This window comes from Prevotella scopos JCM 17725, from assembly GCF_018127785.1.
In the GTDB taxonomy this organism is placed as follows: domain Bacteria; phylum Bacteroidota; class Bacteroidia; order Bacteroidales; family Bacteroidaceae; genus Prevotella; species Prevotella scopos.
This window is the reverse complement of record NZ_CP072389.1, coordinates 103,064-120,564: the sequence shown is the minus strand read 5'-3', so window position 1 is coordinate 120,564 and position 17,501 is coordinate 103,064. Positions and strand designations below refer to the sequence as shown.

At 41.8% G+C, this 17,501-nt stretch carries 15 protein-coding genes; 6 read left to right on the top strand and 9 right to left on the bottom strand.

The window, feature by feature from the left end:
• The first annotated feature begins 275 nt into the window (after positions 1-275).
• The gene (locus tag J4856_RS00480; RefSeq protein WP_025839547.1) at positions 276-1,142 is read left to right on the top strand and encodes a hypothetical protein; all 867 of its coding nucleotides are present in this window, start codon (positions 276-278) and stop codon (positions 1,140-1,142) included.
• A 266-nt stretch (positions 1,143-1,408) separates the two neighbouring features.
• On the opposite strand, the gene J4856_RS00475 is transcribed toward J4856_RS00480, so the two are convergent.
• Positions 1,409-1,927, bottom strand: a complete 519-nt coding sequence (locus J4856_RS00475) for a histidine phosphatase family protein (protein WP_025839549.1) — start codon at positions 1,925-1,927, stop codon at positions 1,409-1,411.
• 84 nt (positions 1,928-2,011) lie between these two features.
• Between J4856_RS00475 and J4856_RS00470 the strand changes: the two genes are divergently transcribed.
• Positions 2,012-2,674 carry an HdeD family acid-resistance protein gene (locus J4856_RS00470; RefSeq protein WP_025839550.1) on the top strand — a complete coding sequence of 221 codons (663 nt, stop codon included), beginning with the start codon at positions 2,012-2,014 and terminating at the stop codon, positions 2,672-2,674.
• Between the two features lie 3 nt (positions 2,675-2,677).
• The gene (locus tag J4856_RS00465) at positions 2,678-3,166 is read left to right on the top strand and encodes a methylated-DNA--[protein]-cysteine S-methyltransferase (RefSeq protein WP_065367988.1); all 489 of its coding nucleotides are present in this window, start codon (positions 2,678-2,680) and stop codon (positions 3,164-3,166) included.
• 175 nt (positions 3,167-3,341) lie between these two features.
• Here the strand turns inward: J4856_RS00465 and J4856_RS00460 are convergent, their stop codons facing one another.
• The 8 genes from J4856_RS00460 to J4856_RS00425 all read right to left on the bottom strand — a co-directional run bounded on the left by J4856_RS00460 (position 3,342) and on the right by J4856_RS00425 (position 14,665).
• On the bottom strand, positions 3,342-3,818 hold the full coding sequence (locus J4856_RS00460; protein WP_143150359.1) for a hypothetical protein: 477 nt from the start codon (positions 3,816-3,818) through the stop codon (positions 3,342-3,344).
• A 781-nt stretch (positions 3,819-4,599) separates the two neighbouring features.
• Positions 4,600-5,253, bottom strand: coding sequence for a carbohydrate-binding family 9-like protein (locus J4856_RS00455; protein WP_065367987.1), 654 nt, complete (start codon positions 5,251-5,253; stop codon positions 4,600-4,602).
• Complete coding sequence (locus J4856_RS00450; protein ID WP_025839880.1) at positions 5,250-6,341, bottom strand: phosphotransferase enzyme family protein; 1,092 nt, start codon at positions 6,339-6,341, stop codon at positions 5,250-5,252. The genes J4856_RS00455 and J4856_RS00450 overlap by 4 nt, the downstream gene beginning before the upstream one ends.
• A gap of 65 nt (positions 6,342-6,406) precedes the next feature.
• Positions 6,407-8,557, bottom strand: a complete 2,151-nt coding sequence (locus tag J4856_RS00445) for a GH92 family glycosyl hydrolase (protein WP_025839879.1) — start codon at positions 8,555-8,557, stop codon at positions 6,407-6,409.
• A 75-nt stretch (positions 8,558-8,632) separates the two neighbouring features.
• The gene (locus J4856_RS00440; RefSeq protein ID WP_065367986.1) at positions 8,633-10,708 is read right to left on the bottom strand and encodes a glycoside hydrolase family 20 protein; all 2,076 of its coding nucleotides are present in this window, start codon (positions 10,706-10,708) and stop codon (positions 8,633-8,635) included.
• A gap of 319 nt (positions 10,709-11,027) precedes the next feature.
• Complete coding sequence (locus J4856_RS00435; RefSeq protein ID WP_025839878.1) at positions 11,028-13,283, bottom strand: GH92 family glycosyl hydrolase; 2,256 nt, start codon at positions 13,281-13,283, stop codon at positions 11,028-11,030.
• Between the two features lie 147 nt (positions 13,284-13,430).
• Positions 13,431-14,405, bottom strand: coding sequence for a glycoside hydrolase family 130 protein (locus tag J4856_RS00430; protein ID WP_025839877.1), 975 nt, complete (start codon positions 14,403-14,405; stop codon positions 13,431-13,433).
• 110 nt (positions 14,406-14,515) lie between these two features.
• Positions 14,516-14,665, bottom strand: a complete 150-nt coding sequence (locus J4856_RS00425; RefSeq protein WP_159102088.1) for a hypothetical protein — start codon at positions 14,663-14,665, stop codon at positions 14,516-14,518.
• A gap of 171 nt (positions 14,666-14,836) precedes the next feature.
• On the opposite strand from J4856_RS00425, the gene J4856_RS00420 reads away from it, so the two are divergent.
• From J4856_RS00420 to J4856_RS00410, 3 genes are read left to right on the top strand one after another with little or no spacing between them, the layout of a single operon-like run.
• Entirely contained in the window at positions 14,837-15,196 is a 360-nt protein-coding gene (locus J4856_RS00420; RefSeq protein WP_065367985.1) for a hypothetical protein, read from the top strand.
• 3 nt (positions 15,197-15,199) lie between these two features.
• Positions 15,200-16,492 carry an AAA family ATPase gene (locus J4856_RS00415; protein WP_025839876.1) on the top strand — a complete coding sequence of 431 codons (1,293 nt, stop codon included), beginning with the start codon at positions 15,200-15,202 and terminating at the stop codon, positions 16,490-16,492.
• 4 nt (positions 16,493-16,496) lie between these two features.
• Positions 16,497-17,432, top strand: a complete 936-nt coding sequence (locus J4856_RS00410) for a DUF4435 domain-containing protein (RefSeq protein WP_065367984.1) — start codon at positions 16,497-16,499, stop codon at positions 17,430-17,432.
• Positions 17,433-17,501: the final 69 nt, after the last annotated feature.

The window sequence follows — 17,501 nt, the reverse complement described above, 5'->3', positions numbered from 1 at the left end:
TTGCTATAAAATCGTACGTTCATTACACATTTTATATCTATAAGCATATAAAAACCTTAAATCCAAGTGTTTTTATATCCGAAATGATATCGTTTGAGAGAAAAAACACCCTACTAAAAGTAGCCTTTTATGAGGTTTAGGGTTTTCCCCCTCCCATATAGGGGAAATCCTTTTCACATATCTTTTTTTCTTTGTTCCTTTGCAACATGAAAGTTAAGGAAAGCTATTAGAAGCTCCTCCCCGACTTAAATAAAGAACTAATAAAGGTAACGATTATGAGAAAGATAGTACTAACCCTAATCGTATCGCTCATGCTACTCTGCACATCAGCAAACGCAATGAGTTATGAGCAAGCTCGAGTACAAGCACTCTTTCTAACGGATAAGATGGCTTACGAGCTGAATCTGACTGAAGCACAATACGAAGCAGCATACGAGATTAATTTGGATTACCTCATGAGTGTCAACACAATAGATGACCTCTACGGAACATACTGGGCACATCGAAATGCAGATTTGAGCTATATACTCTATGATTGGCAGTATCGTGCATATGTTGAGGCTGCATATTTCTACCGCCCATTGAGATGGGACGCAGGCTATTGGAGATTTGGCGTTTACGCCCGCTACCCACGCCGCGACTACTACTACTTTGGACGACCAACCTTCTATAACGTTTACAATGGCGCTCATAGTTGGCGAATGAATGGCGGAAGAAGTTGGTACAATGGTAGAGAACTCTTCTACGGAAGAGAGTATAACAACCGATATGGCATGAGAGATAGTTACTTACGTGGCGACTATAACAGGGGAGGAAGCTATTATTACAATAATGGTCCAATCTACCAAAACGACCACTATCGCAGCTTTGGCAATCAACAGCGCAGAAACTTCGATGGACCACGTACTAACCAATACTACGCACCACGAGAGAGTTCTACTCGAACAACAGTTACACAACCAAATTATGGGAATAGCTTTGGTGGTAGTAGAAGCTACGGAGGTGCAACAAGAAGCTATGAGCCAAGTCCCTCATTCGGCGCACCAAGCAATAGCTTTGGTGGTGGCGCAACATTTGGAGGTAGTCGCTCAGGCGGCAGTAACAACTCAAATGGTGGTAGCGCCTTCGGTGGACATAGATAACGACATTGATGCAATAAAGACATTGATTTAATTGGTTTAAATACTAAGCACTAAGGTTTAAAATATTAAAGGGTTAAAAGATAAAAGATAAAAGGCTATTAGATGAATTAAGGTAACAAAGATTGTTTCGCAGTAGCAAACCGATGCGTAAATCTGCATTCAGACCAAATTAGAGATGTAACAAAAAAAGAGAGTTATTTAAATGAAGGAGAGGAGTTTCACGTGAGTGAAGCTCCTCTTTGTTTTTGGTATTAGACTAATAGGGCTTATAGCTCAAGCATCCTCACCTCCGCATTGCTCATCGGCTTTAGTTCGTTCATAGCCTTATGATAATAAACGCTTTGAATGGCTTTATTGATGATACCATGCCCAACGGCAAGCACCTTCTTATCAGCATATTCTTCCTTCACCCATGTGAGGAATTCCTTAGCACGCGCTTGCAAAGCATCCAGACTTTCTATATCATCAGGCCATAAAGAAGGGTCATTGAGATTTGCCAAATCAGGAATATACTTCCCCGTAAACGATCCCCAATCACGTTCACGAAGCAAAGGAGTAGTCGTAATAGTCTTCCCATGGGGTGCTGCTATCAGTTCACAGGTCTGAATACTACGCTGTAAGTCGCTTGAAACAAAGGCATCGATCGGTTCATCTTTCAATCGCTCTGCAAGTTCTTCAGCCTGCTTGATCCCATTCGCATTCAGTTCTCCTGGTGTCTGTCCTTGCATGATATGATTGGCATTATCCACCGTCTCACCATGCCTTACAAGATATAATAATGTCATAACTTCTTTATTTCTTATTGCAAAAATAATAAAAAATCAGGGAGTAAAACGTTAGAATAGAGATTATTTTGTATTTTTGCATCTATGAAAGTACTACAAATATCTGCCATTAGGGCTATTATCGTATTAGTGACAGGTTTCCTCCTCGTAAGATATCGTGAGGAAACTATGACGTGGATGACCATCACCGTGGGAATACTCTTCCTCCTCTCAGGATTGGTATCTTGTATCGCTTACTACTTTGAAAAGGAGAAAGTAGCAAAGAAAACAGCAAAAGCTGAACAGCAAGAAGGACAGTCAGAGGAAGGAAATCTTAAGTCGCCTTCCTTCCCTATTGCGGGTGTCGGCAGTATTGCTTTGGGTATCATCCTTGCCGTCATGCCCAACACGTTCATCACATGGGTGGTTTATATCCTTGCTGCATTACTGATTCTCGGTGCTGTCAATCAGTTTATGAACCTCGCTCGTTCACGTCAGTACGCTCGTGTTCCAGTCTATATGTGGCTCTTCCCAACAGTCATCTTGGCAGTAGCCATTCTGTTGATTAGTAAGCCAATAGAGACTGCACAGCTTCCATTGTTAGTTCTCGGATGGGCTTTTATGTACTATGGCGTCTTAGAATTCATCTTGATTATTCGTATGTATCTTGTCCGCAAGTCTTACGAGAAGGCTGAAGAAGCTAAGGTTGTGACAGGCGACAAGTTGGTTACAGATAATATTGAAGACGCTGAGATTGTAGAAGAATAATCTATGCACTTCTGTCGTTACCCCTCACCCCTCGGCAACTTATTACTTGCCGAGGAAGAAGATGCTATCGTTTATTGTCAATGGGAAGACACGATTGACGAACAAATGATAGAGAAGTGGACGGAAGATAAGGAGCAAAACAGCGTGTTACTAACTGAAGCTTGTCATCAGCTAACGGAATATTTCACTCAAAAGCGCAAGACTTTAAACCTCCCGATACGATTAAATGGCACTTCCTTTCAGCTACTCGCATGGGAAGGTTTGCAGCAAATCCCTTACGGAGAAACGCTTTCTTATGCTGGATTAGCAAGGCAGATAGGTCGAGAGAAGGCTGCTCGCGCTGTGGGTAATGCCAATCACCACAATCCATTAATGATCATCATTCCCTGCCATAGAGTTGTGGCAAGCAATGGAGAATTAGGAGGATATGCAGGAGGAACACCCCGAAAAGCATGGTTATTGGAAAAAGAAAAGGGGCATAACAAATTGTAATGATTGTTCTGATGATTATATAATTTGAAATAATCCAATAAGAAAAGACCATTCATGTACTCAATATTGAGGACAAGAATGGTCTTTTCTACCTTTCAGAGGATTATAACTATAGCTTAAAAGCCTACAAATAAACAGATTTTATTCTGATATTCTTGCTTAATAATATGATTCTTTACCTCTCCCATCTTAGCCTGTATATACGTCCTGGCTCGGGATTAGCACAACAGTAAGAATACATTTTATTACCCTTATCAAAAGGAACACTTTCTAATATTCTATAACCACGATCGATCTGTGGATTCAGTTCTTTGTATTCAAGATATGCAGGTTTATTAAAATCAGCATCTTTATATGAAAGCAATACACGGAACGTCATCACATCTATAGGAGAGTCCAGTTTACAGCTAATCCATGGCTGTGCCTTGTGATCAAGATCATCATTCTCAGTCTTTATATGAATAACTGTACTTTCATTGTATTTAAGGGGATGTTTAAACTTTATCTTTGCCTCATCCCACTTTTTCTCATCATCATAATTGACGATATTCTCAATTATTTGCGATGTAGAAGAAAGTTTAGGCTGTTTCGTTCCTGTCCATTTGAAATGATAGGGTATATGTGTAAGAAACAGACGCTTACTCTGAATCATTCGAAATGACTCAAAGGTCGATTTAACCCCATCATGTGATTGAAAAATACAGAAAGAAGATATGCGACGATAGTCTTCTGAAGAGTTGTCAAGTATAATTTTATTAATGCCTCTAAGGATACCAAATAATAAAATGATAAATCCAAGGCATAATACAATTAAAGCGACTAGCATGTATGTCTCATTGCTCAGAAGCATTAAAACTATACTTAGTATAGAACATAGCGAAGCTATAAAAGAAAATATACTTGATGTATATGTCCTTAAAAAATCAAATGCTTTCATGTATGATTATTAGTTACAAAAAAGATATGTCTATGCGTCAGTGCCCATAATTGTTGTTATTTTTTTGCAACTTATGAAGTTGCTACGTTTTATATCAGGATTGATTATGATGCAAAAATAGTAAATTATATTGTTATTTACAAATAAAACCATGATTATTTGCGCAACATTATTGTTCTTATTTAGTAGATGTCTTTACGTATCATGATATAGGTGATCGAAAGGCGCTCGATTTACTCAACATTTCCGTACATTAAGGTATTAAGCAAGAAAAAGGTGTGGGAATGAATACACACTAAGCTATTTCTTTAAAAGCACCTACTATAGAGAGAAGAAGCCAGTCCCACCAATAAAGAAAAGAAGCCCCTCCCCTCATACTTCGCTCACGTAGGGAGGAGTAGATAGTGAGAGACCCTTTGTACTTGATTGACAGGTGTACAAGTAGATGAGTAACCCTCTTCTCTAATACACCTTTTTTTGCTTACTGATTTCTTTATTACTGAAACTTCAACTCACCAAAGAAAGCAGGACAATGGAAGTCGGGAGAAGGCAAAGCAATGGGATTCCAGGAGAGGAAATGAGGTTGCGATGTCTTATCACCACACTTATAGAAATTGGCTCTTATCGTCTTTCCAGAGAGATTCTCTATTGTATGGCGGAAATAAGAACTAACAGGAACAACGAGCGCAAGCTCCCATGCCTGTCGTCCCTCTCTCATCTCGAATGGCTCACGACCCAAAGATGCCCAACGATCAATCTGCTCTAAGGCAGCTGCTGGGGCATGGGTACGATTCTCTCGTCCCTGCCCATTGCAAAGCAATATCGTACCGATACAGTTGCTTTCAAGGTTATAATAGCCTCCTTCTTCATCAGGACTGCAGAAGAACTCACAACATGAATCCTCCCAGACTGGACCTAAGTCGGTGCCAGCCTCAGCACGCACGCTGTCTTCTTCAACTCGATAATGCAACAGAATGGCATCGCCTTTATGAGCAATAGCAAACTCAACCTGTGGACAATAAGGGAATTCTGCTGCCCAGTCTACTGTATCAATCTTATTATAAGATACGCTATTATCCTTGAAAAGGGCTGGAATGTCAACAGCTTTCACCTGCTGACACTCCAAACGTTTTACCTTTAATTGTTTCATTGTTTCAATGTTTTCTTCACAAAGTCAGCCATCATCTGGTCATGACGACGTACGTCACAATAGAGCAAGAGCTGATTGCGTGAGCGAACGAGGTTGTGCTCAGCATACTTTGTCTTGTAATATACATCTCCGTTGATGTAATCAGTAAAGAAACGAACACACTGCATATATGGGAAGAGTGCCACAGCGTATGGCAGATGGCTGGTCTCTACTGGTGTAAGGAAATTGCCGGCAGTACTGAGATAACCCTCTGTGAACGAACAGAATATATCCTCTTTCAATCCAACAGCATCGTAGTTATCGCTATCCTCAGCCACATGGTTAGCACCAGTGCGCAGGAAGTCGCCATAATCAGAGAAGATAAAGCTTGGCATTACGGTATCGAGATCAATAACACAGAGCACCTTACCATCTTTATCGAACATCATATTGTTCACCTTTGTATCGCAGTGACAGATACGCTTAGGCAGTGTTCCCTCACGATAGAGGCGCTCAGCAAGACACATTTCGTCAGCATCACGCTCTAACTCAGCAAGGATATCTTTCACAGAAGCCACTCGACCAGCCTTATCAGCACTAACAGCCTCACGCAACTGGCGCAGACGAAGTTCCATATTATGGAAGTCTGGGATGGTTTCTCCCAATGGTTCCTTCAAATCAACCAACATATTCTGGAAGTTACCGAAGGTTTCACCACAGCAGAATGCGCTCTCTGGGTTTACTTCCTCTTTTGTAACAGCGTTAGGAATGAAGACACTCACACGCCAGTAGAGGTTGTCAGCATCCTTGTAGTAGGTCTTACCGTCCTTAGCTTGTACGAAACGCAGACACTTACGCTCGATATCTGTCTCACCCTTCTCCATCAACTTGTGACGAATATGGTCAGTTACGAGTTCGATATTATGCTGTAACAAATCTACATCGGTGAATATGGCGTTGTTAATACGCTGTAAGATATAATCAGGCGTATTAGCCTCTACAGTTTTTACACGCAGCGTTTCATTGATCAGTCCATTACCAATTGGAGTTACACTTTCAACAGTTCCCTCAATACGAAACTGTGATACAACATCATTAAAATTAGTCATAGCTGTTTATTAGTATTAAAGATTGATGCACTATTAGGAGTTAAAGGAGTTAACTCCAAAAACTTTTAGGGTCTGTCAGCAGGCTTAACACCGAACTGAGAAGGCTTGCTACCCATCACAAACTCAAGTGTTCCACCACGTTTGATGTCCTTGAAGTCGATGTAAGAACGGGTATAAGGCTTACCATTCAACTTAGCACTCTGAATATAAATATTCTTATCGCTGTTGTTATGTGCCACAATGCGGAAGGTCTTACCATCTCCAACGTTCACCGTAGCCTCATCGAAGAGCGGTGTACCGAAGATATACTTACCACCTGCAGGCTCAACCTGATACATGCCAAGAGCGGAGAGAATGTACCATGCAGACATCTGACCCACATCCTCGTTACCACTCAATCCATCGAAGTCGTCGTGGTATAAGTTCTTGAGTACATAGCGAATCTTGTCCGCTGCCTTCCAAGGCTGACCCACATAGTTGTACATATAAAGGATATGATGGCTTGGCTCATTACCATGAGCGTACTGACCAATCAGACCAGTGATGTCTGGTGAAGCCTCTGCTCCCATGTCACCACTAACGATGAAGAGAGAGTCGAGTTTTGAAACAAATGGTTTCTCACCACCGAAAGCAGATACAAGACCATGCACATCGTGTGGAACCAACCATACATACTGCCAAGCATTACCCTCAGCATAGTCGTCCTGGCGGTGTACAGTACTGAATGGATCGAATGGTTCACGGAACTTACGATCAGATGTTACACCACGCATAAACTTTGTTTTCTTATCGAAGTAGAAGTCACGATACGACTGACTGCGCTTTGAGAAGTACTTATAATCAGCTGTCTTACCCAATTCCTTGGCGAGTTTTGCAATACATGCATCAGCCAAAGCATACTCCAATCCCTTTGCTACTGTCTCATGCTCTGGGTCGAGATCACAAGGAATATAACCATACTTCTTCAACAGTCCCATGCCACGTTCATCAAGCATAGCAGACGCCTTAGCAGCCTCAAAGACTGCATTCTTATCTACATCATAGCCTTTCAGTGCAATATCAACAAGCACAGGAACACCCGGATTACCAATCATACAGTCGGTTTCATTGCCCACAAGATGCCATACTGGCAACTTGCCCTGCTGCTTATAGATGCTAAGCATTGTCTCAGCAATGTCGCGCTGCTTCTCTGGATGAATGATAGTCATCAATGGATGTGCTGCACGATAGGTATCCCATAGTGAGAAGGTGGTGTAATCAGTGAAGTCACCCTTATGTGTCTTACCGTCTGCACCACGGTATTCGCCGTTTACATCATTGAAGACAGAAGGTGCAATCATCGAATGATACAGTGCTGTATAGAATATCTTTCTTGCACGCTCGTCCTGTGTCTTGATAGCAATCTTACTCAACTCACGATTCCACTCGTCCTTTGCCTGAGCAACAGCATTGCGGAAATCCCAACCCGGAAGTTCCTTCTGCATATTCAATCGAGCGTTCTCAACACTCACTGCAGAGATACCTACCTTCACGAGAAGTGGCTGCTCAGCATTGTCAAAAGTAAAGACACCGATCGTATCACGCTCGTTTGACTCCAACTTAACAGGCTGTGAGAACTCTGCCACGAAGTAAACGCGCTGGTCCTTAGCCCATCCTTGTGACATACGGTAACCGCTAACAACCTTAGCCGACTCCTGCTTGAAGCTGCAAGAAGTCATCTTGTCCCAACCGATACCCTGTGAAAGGTTCAAAATAACGTAACCCTTCGCTGCATCAGCAGGGAAAGCGTAACGATGGAAGGCTACACGCTGGGTGGCAGTCAACTCTACACGAATACCAGAAGCCAACATTACAGAGTAGTAACCAGGGGTTACATGCTCGGCACGATGTGAGAACTTCACCTCACGCTGTGCTGGATTGATAGTAGGAAGGAGTGATACATCACCCAAGTCACCAATACCCGTACCACTAAGGTGCATCTGTCCAAAGCCGATGACCGTTGAGTCGCTGTAATGATAACCAGAACACCAGTCCCAACCCTGCTTCTTCTGTGTAGGACCAGCCTGAATGTTACCGAATGGAACATTAGCTCCAAGGAACACATGTCCGTGTCCGCCTGTTCCGATGAATGGATCTACATACTGCGTATAGTCCTGTGCAAAAGCGAAAAGACTGGTTGCAGCAAACGCCATTAAAGTTAAGAACCTTTTTCTCATATACTGAATTGTTTTAATCTTCTTGTCTGATATGTCTTGACAAAGCCGTCATTCAATGGCTCATCAAGTATTCATTTACTTCTGATTGACGATGATTTCGTCTGTGAAGATCCATGCACCTCTCTCACGAGGGAGTGCTTTCACACGCACATAACGGCCCTGGACATCTCCCTTCCACTTGTAAGGATAAACGAGGTAGTCCTCTGAAGCCTTAATACCTGGACGTACTATGTCAATGGTCTTGAAGTCCTTACCATCGTCTGACACCATCAATTCGATTGTTTCAGGCGTATAGATAACCGATTCATAGAGGTGCATAAAGTCAACACGTACGTCACGTATGTCCGTAACCTTACCCATATCAACTACTACATCCACACCAGTACTATCAATGAAGCCCTGCCAACGGCCCTCAAGATAGCCCCAGTCGCCACGCAAACCATTGGTTAGCGTACTGTCGCCTTCGGCACGATACTTCTCTGCATAGCGTCCTAAGTAGGTGACAGGCTTACCCAATGCCTCATGCTGAGTCATGCTACGGCTTTCTATACGTGAACCCTTCTCCTTTGAAAGGTCAAAGGCATTGTAGCCCGCACGCTTCAAACGCTCAACATTTACGACCGCTCTCTTACGGAAGTTGTCATAACCTGTGCGCTTCTTTGTCCAACCTGTCTCTGCTAAAGCCAACAGACGAGGATAAAGCATATACTCTAAATGGCTTGGCTCAGCGATGAACTCGGTCCATACACAAGCCTGAACGCCATCCATATATTTCTCAAGATTACTACCCTTATAGGCTGCAGGGATTGGCTCATAGTTGTAAGTCTTATCCAAACGTGTATAACCTCCCTGTGCCTTTGGCTGTTCCATCGGGTTGTCCTGATACATATTCAGATAATAGAACTGCTGTGGTGCCATCACTACATGGTGCTTACTTGTTGCAGCCTCAATACCAGCCTCTGTTCCACGCCATGACATCACAGCTGCGTTAGGAGCTAACTTTCCTTCCATAATCTCGTCCCAACCGAGGAGCTTACGACCGTTACGGTTCAAGAACTCTTCCATACGATGGGTGAAATGGCTCTGCAATTCGGCTACATCCTTTAAGTGATTCTCCTTCATCATCTTCTGACAATCAGGACAAGTCTTCCATGTACGGCGCTCTGCCTCGTCTCCTCCGATGTGGATATACTTAGAAGGGAAGAGTGCCATGACTTCTTTCAGGACGTTCTCCATGAAGGTATAAGTTGCCTCCTTACCTACACAGAGGTCTGACTGCGTGTAAGGCTTGCCTGTACATGATATCTCCGGATAAGCATAAACTACCTCATCGCTATGACCAGGCATCTCAATCTCTGGGATTACCTCAATGTGGCGCGCTGCTGCATAGCGTACGATATCCTTGATATCTTCCTGTGTGTAATAACCACCGTATGCTCCCTGCGTATCCTTATGACAATACTTACGGTCGTTATCCATCCACCACTTTGTCCAATCAGACTGTGTGCGATAAGAGGCTTCATCGGTCAGTCGAGGATATTTCTTCACCTCCATGCGCCATCCACCACCATCGGTGAGGTGCCAGTGGAAACGGTCGAGTTTGAAATAAGCCATCGCATCAATCTGCTTCTTCAAAAAGTCCTTTGTCCAGAAGTGGCGAGAGCAGTCGATCATCAAACCACGATAAGCGAAACGAGGGGCGTCCTTCACCTTTACACAAGCTATCTGACCATCCTTTTCGAGCTGGCGAACGGTTTGCAAACCATAGAACAAGCCCGTTGGAGTCAATGCCTGAATGGTGATACCCTTTGGTGTAACCTCCAACTCATAGCCTTGCAGACGTACACTGTCCATTGCCTGCGCTGCCTGTTGGGCTGTTCCCTTGCAAATCAAGCGGAAAACGCCCTGCTTAGAAGGATTCTTTGCGTATGCTAATGGATGCTTCAGCACCTCAGAAGTGTACTGATTCAACACCTTAAAATCACGACCTGTAAGATTGGTCACAATCTTCGTACCCTTATTCAGCTTGAATTGACCCTTCAAAAGACTGATATTCTCAGGTTGTGGGATGATGTTCTGAGCTGCAACAGGCATAGAAACGGCTGCTGCAAACAACAGGAAAACTGCACTCAAAAGAACTTTTTTTCTCATAACGTGAGTATAAATTTCGATTTTAGATTTTTATTATTTGTTTTTACGTTATATCTCTTTCTTCGATAGCTGCCGGCTATTGGATTGCTTGCCTATAGTCCTTTAATACCTTCTTAATAGCCAACTGCCTTCCACATTAGCATCTTCTTATTTCGTGCTAAGGCTCCGCACACTATGTGCTAAGTATCCGCACAACTTGTGCTAAGCCTCCACACAGTAACAGAAAACGGCAAACAATGTCTGTTATTGTCATTATATATAATGTAATAAGACATTAAAGACCATCTGATGTGTGGGAGGTGCGCCCGATAGTAGCCTTTTACTTTAGATAGAACTTCAATGTTCCACCCTTTAAGAGTTCATCATTCGTAATACGATAGCGGTTCAATGGCTTACCACCTAATTCTATTTTCTTGATAATCACAGCCTCATCATTTGGACGAACAGTTTCAATCACAAGGTTATCTCTGCCCCACTGCGCCTTATCCAAACGGATTGTCACCTTGTCAAAGACGGGTGAAGTGAGCGTGTAAGATGGGTCCCCCGGACAGTCAGGATAGAATCCTATCATGTTGAACACCGCCCAAGCCGACATGGTTCCTGTATCGTCATTACCTGGGATGCCCTCTGGTGCATTCTTGAAATACTCCTTCAAGAGTCTGCGTGTCTGTACCTGTGTACGCCACTCATCGCCCTTGAAATAAGAGAAGAGGTGAGGATAAGCGATATCTGGCTCATTGGCAGGATCATAATAACCCTTGTCGAACACACTCTGGAGCTTGTTTACAAAGTTTTTCTGTCCTCCCATGAGCTTTGCAAGTCCCATAACGTCATGCGGAACATAGAAAGTATAGTTCCAAGCATTACCTTCATGGAAGCCTGGAGATGGTTCGAAGTTCTCTCCTTGCTTTGGATCGAAAGGTTTATAGAAGGTGCCGTCTGGCATCAATGGGCGCAACAAGCCAAACTCCTTGCTGAAGTAATGGCGATAACCCAAAGCACGATTGTGGAACAGACGAGCATCATCTTTCTTACCCAATGCCGCAGCCAAGCGTGAGAGGGCATTGTCAGCAATGTAGTATTCGAGTGCGTGAGAAACGGAATTGTCGAACTGCTCGTGCAAAGCAACATATCCCTTCTCCATATATTCGTCATTATCTGGGCGCAGAGGGTTCTCGCTTCCCTTTGTCAAAGCCGACTTGCGGAATGCCTCGTAAGCCTTGTTAATATCATAACCACGCAGACCTTTCAACCAAGAATCAGTGATAACAGGGATAGCTGGGTCGCCTTCCATCGTGTAAGTCTCACGACTGAAGAGTTCCCACTTTGGCATCCAACCATGCTCCTCGTACATCCCAATCATCGAACGAATCATATCACGCTGACGATTTGGATAAACCAACGTAAGCAACTGATGCACATTGCGATAGGTATCCCACAGAGAGAAGACTGTATAACGATTGCCCTCCTTCACCGTGCGAATCTCATCACCCTCCATAGCAGGGTACTGTCCGTTGACATCCTGCAGAATATTTGGGTGGATAAGCGTATGATAAAGAGCTGTATAGAATATGGTGCGCTCTGTCTTTGTACCACCCTCAACGAGGATGCGAGAGAGATCATCATTCCACTTAGCACGCGCCTCTGCGTAAATAGCGTCGAAGTTCTTTCCACGCTGTTCGGCATCAAGATTCTCACGAGCGTTTGCCATACTTACGAAGGACACACCCATCTGTACCTCTACCTGCTCATCTGCCTCAGTATTAAAGTTCATCCACACACCGATATCATCACCAGAGAGTTCCTTGTGATAAGTCTTATAAAGCTTGAACTTGCCATTGTCGACATCCCACTCAGACTCAACGCCTGTCATCGGACGCTGTTTCTTCCAATAGCCAGCCTCTGTAGGCTTCTTGCTGACACGCATCACGAAGTAAATTGGGAATACAGCCTGTGGGTTATAACAGAATGTACCCTGCAGTTTCATACCCTCATACTCCGTGTCGCTCACCTTCTTCACCATTGCACCCGACTCATTTGTCAAGCCTTCACCGAGGTTCAACAAGATATGACTTTCTCCTTTCGGAAATGTGAAACGTGCAACAGAACTGCGAGGAGTAGCTGTTACCTCTGTCTTCACATTATACTTTTTCAGATAATTAGAATAATAACCGGGGTGTGCAACCTCCTTTTCGTATGTACTTCCGTACTCCTTATAATCAACGTTCAACTTTCCTGTCGTTGGCATCAACAACAATGAGCCTACTTCTGGACAGCCCACACCACTCAGATTGACGTGAGAATAACCAGTGAAAAAGACGTTATGATATTCGTAAGGAGTTGACCACCAGCGTGCATCCTTGTCATATTTATTCAAATCAGAACCCATTACGTTGAATGGTACGACTGACATCAATCCGTTAGGGCATACTGCTCCCGGATTGGTAGTACCGAAATTAGATGTTCCGATAAAAGGATTGACAAGGTCAACAGGCTCTTCCCCACCCTTGTCAGCCGCCTTGAGCGAAAGAAAAGACAAGGAAAGAAGTAGTCCCAACAAGAAGTTACGCTTCATAAAGTTTAGGGTTGATAGTTATAATTCGAGTGATATTCTATGAAATGATAATATCCCCTGTTGGGACAAACACACTAACAAGCTTGACTCTATATGATTCAAACCTATAAACAAGTGTGTCTGTCCCTACAAGAGGATGTCCTATTCTTACAAAATACTATTGTTCTTTGTGAACTCTACGATGTCCTTAATATAGCCAAATGCCATACCAACGACGGTATCAGCTGCACCATAGTAAACGGCTACACGCTCGCCATCCTGCAAAGCAGCACATGGGAAGACAACGTTTGGCACGTCACCCTGCAACTCGTAAGGTGCATTTGGTGCAAGAAGATATGGACGAGTACGATAGAGAACCTTCTCTGGATTGTCCTTGTCAAGGATAGCTGCACCCATTGAATAACGGAAACCATTACAAGTAGTGATTACACCGTGATAGAAGAGCAACCAACCTTCGTCTGTCAAGAAAGGAACTGAACCTGCACCAATCTTCGTACACTGCCATGCACTCTCTGGGAAAGGAGTCACCTTCATCACGCAACGATGCTCGCCCCAATACTTCATATCTGGGCTGAAGCTGATATAGATATCACCGAAAGGTGTATGACCATTGTCACTTGGACGACTCAACATCGCATACTTTCCATTAATCTTCTCTGGGAAGAGTACGCCATTACGGTTGAATGGTAAGAAAGCATTCTCACACTGATAGAACTTCTTGAAGTCGAAGGTGTAAGCAATACCGATAGTTGGACCATGATAACCGTTACACCAAGTAATCCAATAACGGTCCTCAATCCATGTAACACGTGGGTCGTACTTGTATTCTGACTCAATCATCTCAGTGTTACCAGCCTCAAACTTGATAGGCTCATGATTGATTTCCCAGTTCACACCGTCCTTACTGAAACCAGCAAAGATGTTCATCTGCACCGCCTTGTTGTCGCAACGGAACACTCCAGCGAAGCCGTCCTCAAAAGGAACAACAGCACTATTGAAGATACTGTTTGATGTTGGAATATGATAACGGTCGATGATTGGGTTCTTTGAATAACGCCACATCACATCCTTGCAGCCTTCTGGACGTTCCTCCCAAGGCAGAATATCTTTTAAACTTTTCATTATAATTATAGTTTTATGCTTTTAGTTTTGTAATCTTGTTAAATATACACATTATATATACAAGCAAAGTTAGCTTTTTACTTCTACAATTGACAAGTTTTTATTATTCGTTAAAAAGGAAAAACACTTCTTAACAAGTAATACTGAACACCATCGCCCTTTTCGTAAAGCTCCGAAACCTTACCGACATCACTACGAACACCATCAACAGAGGCATCCGTGGAGGCAACAACGCCACTTGCCTCATTTAAATGACACAAAAATATCAAAAACTGCGATAGCCCCCCGCCCTTAACCTGAAATAATAAGGAAAATCTTCTGCAGACAACAATGATATTTTATCTATTATTGTAGTAACAAACAAAAAAAATAGTATCTTTGCAACATATATAGGCATTCAACAAAAAATTAATGCCAAAAAACTTATCATTATGACAGACGAAGAAAAGAAAGAATATTGTTGGAATCATGCCCAAATAGTAGAGGGTTATGATGAGGACACTATAAGAAAAGATGCATGCGGAGCATGGATCTTCAAGGCTCATTATGGGATGAGAGATTCTGTCTTCGGATGGGAAGTTGACCATGTTTTCCCTGTTGTTATGGGGGGCGACGACTTTGAACGTAACCTTAGAGCTATGCAATGGAAAAACAATGTATCCAAAGGAGATGATTATCCGGAATATATGTCTGCAATCCAATCAGAAGGCAACAAGAATATCGAAAAAGAAGCAAGCTATACAGTGAACGACTCTCTTCAACAAGAGTTACGTGAATATTATAATAAATAAACCATGCAAATTTCAAGACTACAAATCAAAAACCTTTACGACCAATATAACTATGATATAGATTTCAATAGCGAAGAGAAAGAACAGATAACTATTCTCACAGGTCCTAATGGATATGGCAAAACAACCATTCTACGCATTTTAAATTCCCTTAATCCAAAGTCTCTATATTATTTCTATGTTATTAAATTCAGCGAAATAATAATTTCTTTTGATAATAATACTGTATTAAATATCACTCAGAATTATAAAACAGAAATTGAAAGTATATTTGCTGTTGACTATAAGGATGAGTTGGAAAAAGAGGTCAGATTTATCTGGAACAAAGCTACGGGGGAACCACTCACTCATTTCGTATATAATAGAACAAACATTGAAAAAGCACGCCGTACATATAAATTCTTAAGAGGGACATATAGTAGACGTAAGACGTTTGAGGATTTGACTAATAGAGAAAAAGAAGAAATCTTATTAGACAACGAAGAATTCAACGAATATATTGCCAAAGCAAATGGACAGGAACAGTTCTTGATGCAGCTTGAAACGTTACGCTCCTGCTATATACCATCAAACCGTATCTATAATGAAGCCCATGAAGAGAATGAAAAACTGCCAATAGAGAAAGTTTGTGAGGCATTGATGGCTGAAATGAAAACCGCCAAATATGACTATCTGATACATTCACAAAGAATCGATTCAATTTTTATCAAAAAAGTATTAGGTTCAATTTATGAAGATTGCTCAATCTCTTCATACAATGAGTTGAAGGCTGAAGTTGAGAGTCAGATGAACACAGCCGCTGAATATAAACTTGCAGAAAAAGTAGAAATTCCAGAATATAACGAAGAAAACAAAGCAGTACTCTTTGCTTATCTTAAAGGACTCAAGGAGAAGTTCAGCAAGATTTCAACAATATCGAAAAAGACAGAATTGTTCCAAGAAATGCTGACTTCTAAGGGGTTTGCAAACAAATCTATTGAAATATCTCCTCAACATGGGTTTAGAATCAAATCGGACAATGGCGATATTATAGACGGATATAAACTTTCAAGTGGTGAACAGAATGAAATCATAATGCTGTATCGTTTAATATATGAGGTGCCTGACCAAGGTTTATTGTTGATTGACGAACCAGAGAACTCGCTTCATGTCGCATGGCAGAAGACAATCGTAGATGATATGAAGGAAATAGCTTCTGTCAAGCGTCTACAGATCATCATCGCCACTCATTCGCCAAGCATTGTAAGCAAAGGTCTTAGTATGACCAAAGACCTTTATTACTTAACAAACAAATAATCTAATGGAAAATTCCGTATTGCAGGAATGCGAATCCCAATCTTGCGTAGAAGATAATAAATCATTGGGGAACACCGTATTGGAGGAAACTGGAGCCGAAATTCTCGTAGCACGAATAAGGCTAAACATACAACATCCTAATCATAAGGAGGTGATAATTGTCGTTGAGGGAGAAGACGATGAAAAAGCTTTGAAAAAATTCTTTAATATCCAGGCTGTAGAATTCACATGTGCTACCAATTGCTCAATCGTAAAAGATGCTATGCTCATTGTAAGCACAGATAAGCAGCTCAAAGATTGCGTTATAGGCATCAAAGATGCTGATTTTGATCATTTAAATCATATCAATCATAACATTGCCAATCTTATGTTGACCGACACCCACGATATGGAAACAATGATGTTGACTCCTAAGGTCTGTGAATGTATTTGTTGGGAAACGATTAAAGAAGAATATCCAAATTTGTCGTTCGACGCAATGCTCTCTCTAAAAAACTTGTCATATCTCCGTTATTATAATGACAAAATGATTTTAAATGGAAGAGACCCTGATAAACACGGAATTAGCTTCAAAGGAATTGATATTGCTCAAGTAGCATCCAATAGTCAACCTATCAGTGTACAGAGTGTACTTCTACATGTACAAGAGAAAGGAAATTCTAAGAAAACATCATTTCCAGACTTGAACACAATGAACCAGTTTATACAACAGAACCCTATCAATGATGAAGAACTTTTTTTATTCACAAACGGACATGATTTGGTTTATGCTATTCGCAATATACTTCATTCTAAAGCTAAAAAAGCAAAAGAATATAGTGATAAAAACATTGCAACTATGATCAGAATTGGTTATGCCAAAGAGGATTTTGAAAAGACTAATCTGTATAAAAGCATAAACGACTGGAATAATAATAGATTCAATCTTTGGGCTGTATAATAATAAAAGCTACAGCAATAGTAATATTAACGTGAGTACAACGAATTATAAACATCTGCAAACCTAGTG

Excerpts from the sequence above, each read along its gene's own strand:
- J4856_RS00480 (WP_025839547.1), top strand. The coding sequence starts at position 276 with ATGAGAAAGATAGTACTAACCCTAATCGTATCGCTCATGCTACTCTGC.
- J4856_RS00475 (WP_025839549.1), bottom strand. The coding sequence starts at position 1,927 with ATGACATTATTATATCTTGTAAGGCATGGTGAGACGGTGGATAATGCC.
- J4856_RS00470 (WP_025839550.1), top strand. The coding sequence starts at position 2,012 with ATGAAAGTACTACAAATATCTGCCATTAGGGCTATTATCGTATTAGTG.
- J4856_RS00465 (WP_065367988.1), top strand. The coding sequence starts at position 2,678 with ATGCACTTCTGTCGTTACCCCTCACCCCTCGGCAACTTATTACTTGCC.
- J4856_RS00460 (WP_143150359.1), bottom strand. The coding sequence starts at position 3,818 with ATGATTCAGAGTAAGCGTCTGTTTCTTACACATATACCCTATCATTTC.
- J4856_RS00455 (WP_065367987.1), bottom strand. The coding sequence starts at position 5,253 with ATGAAACAATTAAAGGTAAAACGTTTGGAGTGTCAGCAGGTGAAAGCT.
- J4856_RS00450 (WP_025839880.1), bottom strand. The coding sequence starts at position 6,341 with ATGACTAATTTTAATGATGTTGTATCACAGTTTCGTATTGAGGGAACT.
- J4856_RS00445 (WP_025839879.1), bottom strand. The coding sequence starts at position 8,557 with ATGAGAAAAAGGTTCTTAACTTTAATGGCGTTTGCTGCAACCAGTCTT.
- J4856_RS00440 (WP_065367986.1), bottom strand. The coding sequence starts at position 10,708 with ATGAGAAAAAAAGTTCTTTTGAGTGCAGTTTTCCTGTTGTTTGCAGCA.
- J4856_RS00435 (WP_025839878.1), bottom strand. The coding sequence starts at position 13,283 with ATGAAGCGTAACTTCTTGTTGGGACTACTTCTTTCCTTGTCTTTTCTT.
- J4856_RS00430 (WP_025839877.1), bottom strand. The coding sequence starts at position 14,405 with ATGAAAAGTTTAAAAGATATTCTGCCTTGGGAGGAACGTCCAGAAGGC.
- J4856_RS00420 (WP_065367985.1), top strand. The coding sequence starts at position 14,837 with ATGACAGACGAAGAAAAGAAAGAATATTGTTGGAATCATGCCCAAATA.
- J4856_RS00415 (WP_025839876.1), top strand. The coding sequence starts at position 15,200 with ATGCAAATTTCAAGACTACAAATCAAAAACCTTTACGACCAATATAAC.
- J4856_RS00410 (WP_065367984.1), top strand. The coding sequence starts at position 16,497 with ATGGAAAATTCCGTATTGCAGGAATGCGAATCCCAATCTTGCGTAGAA.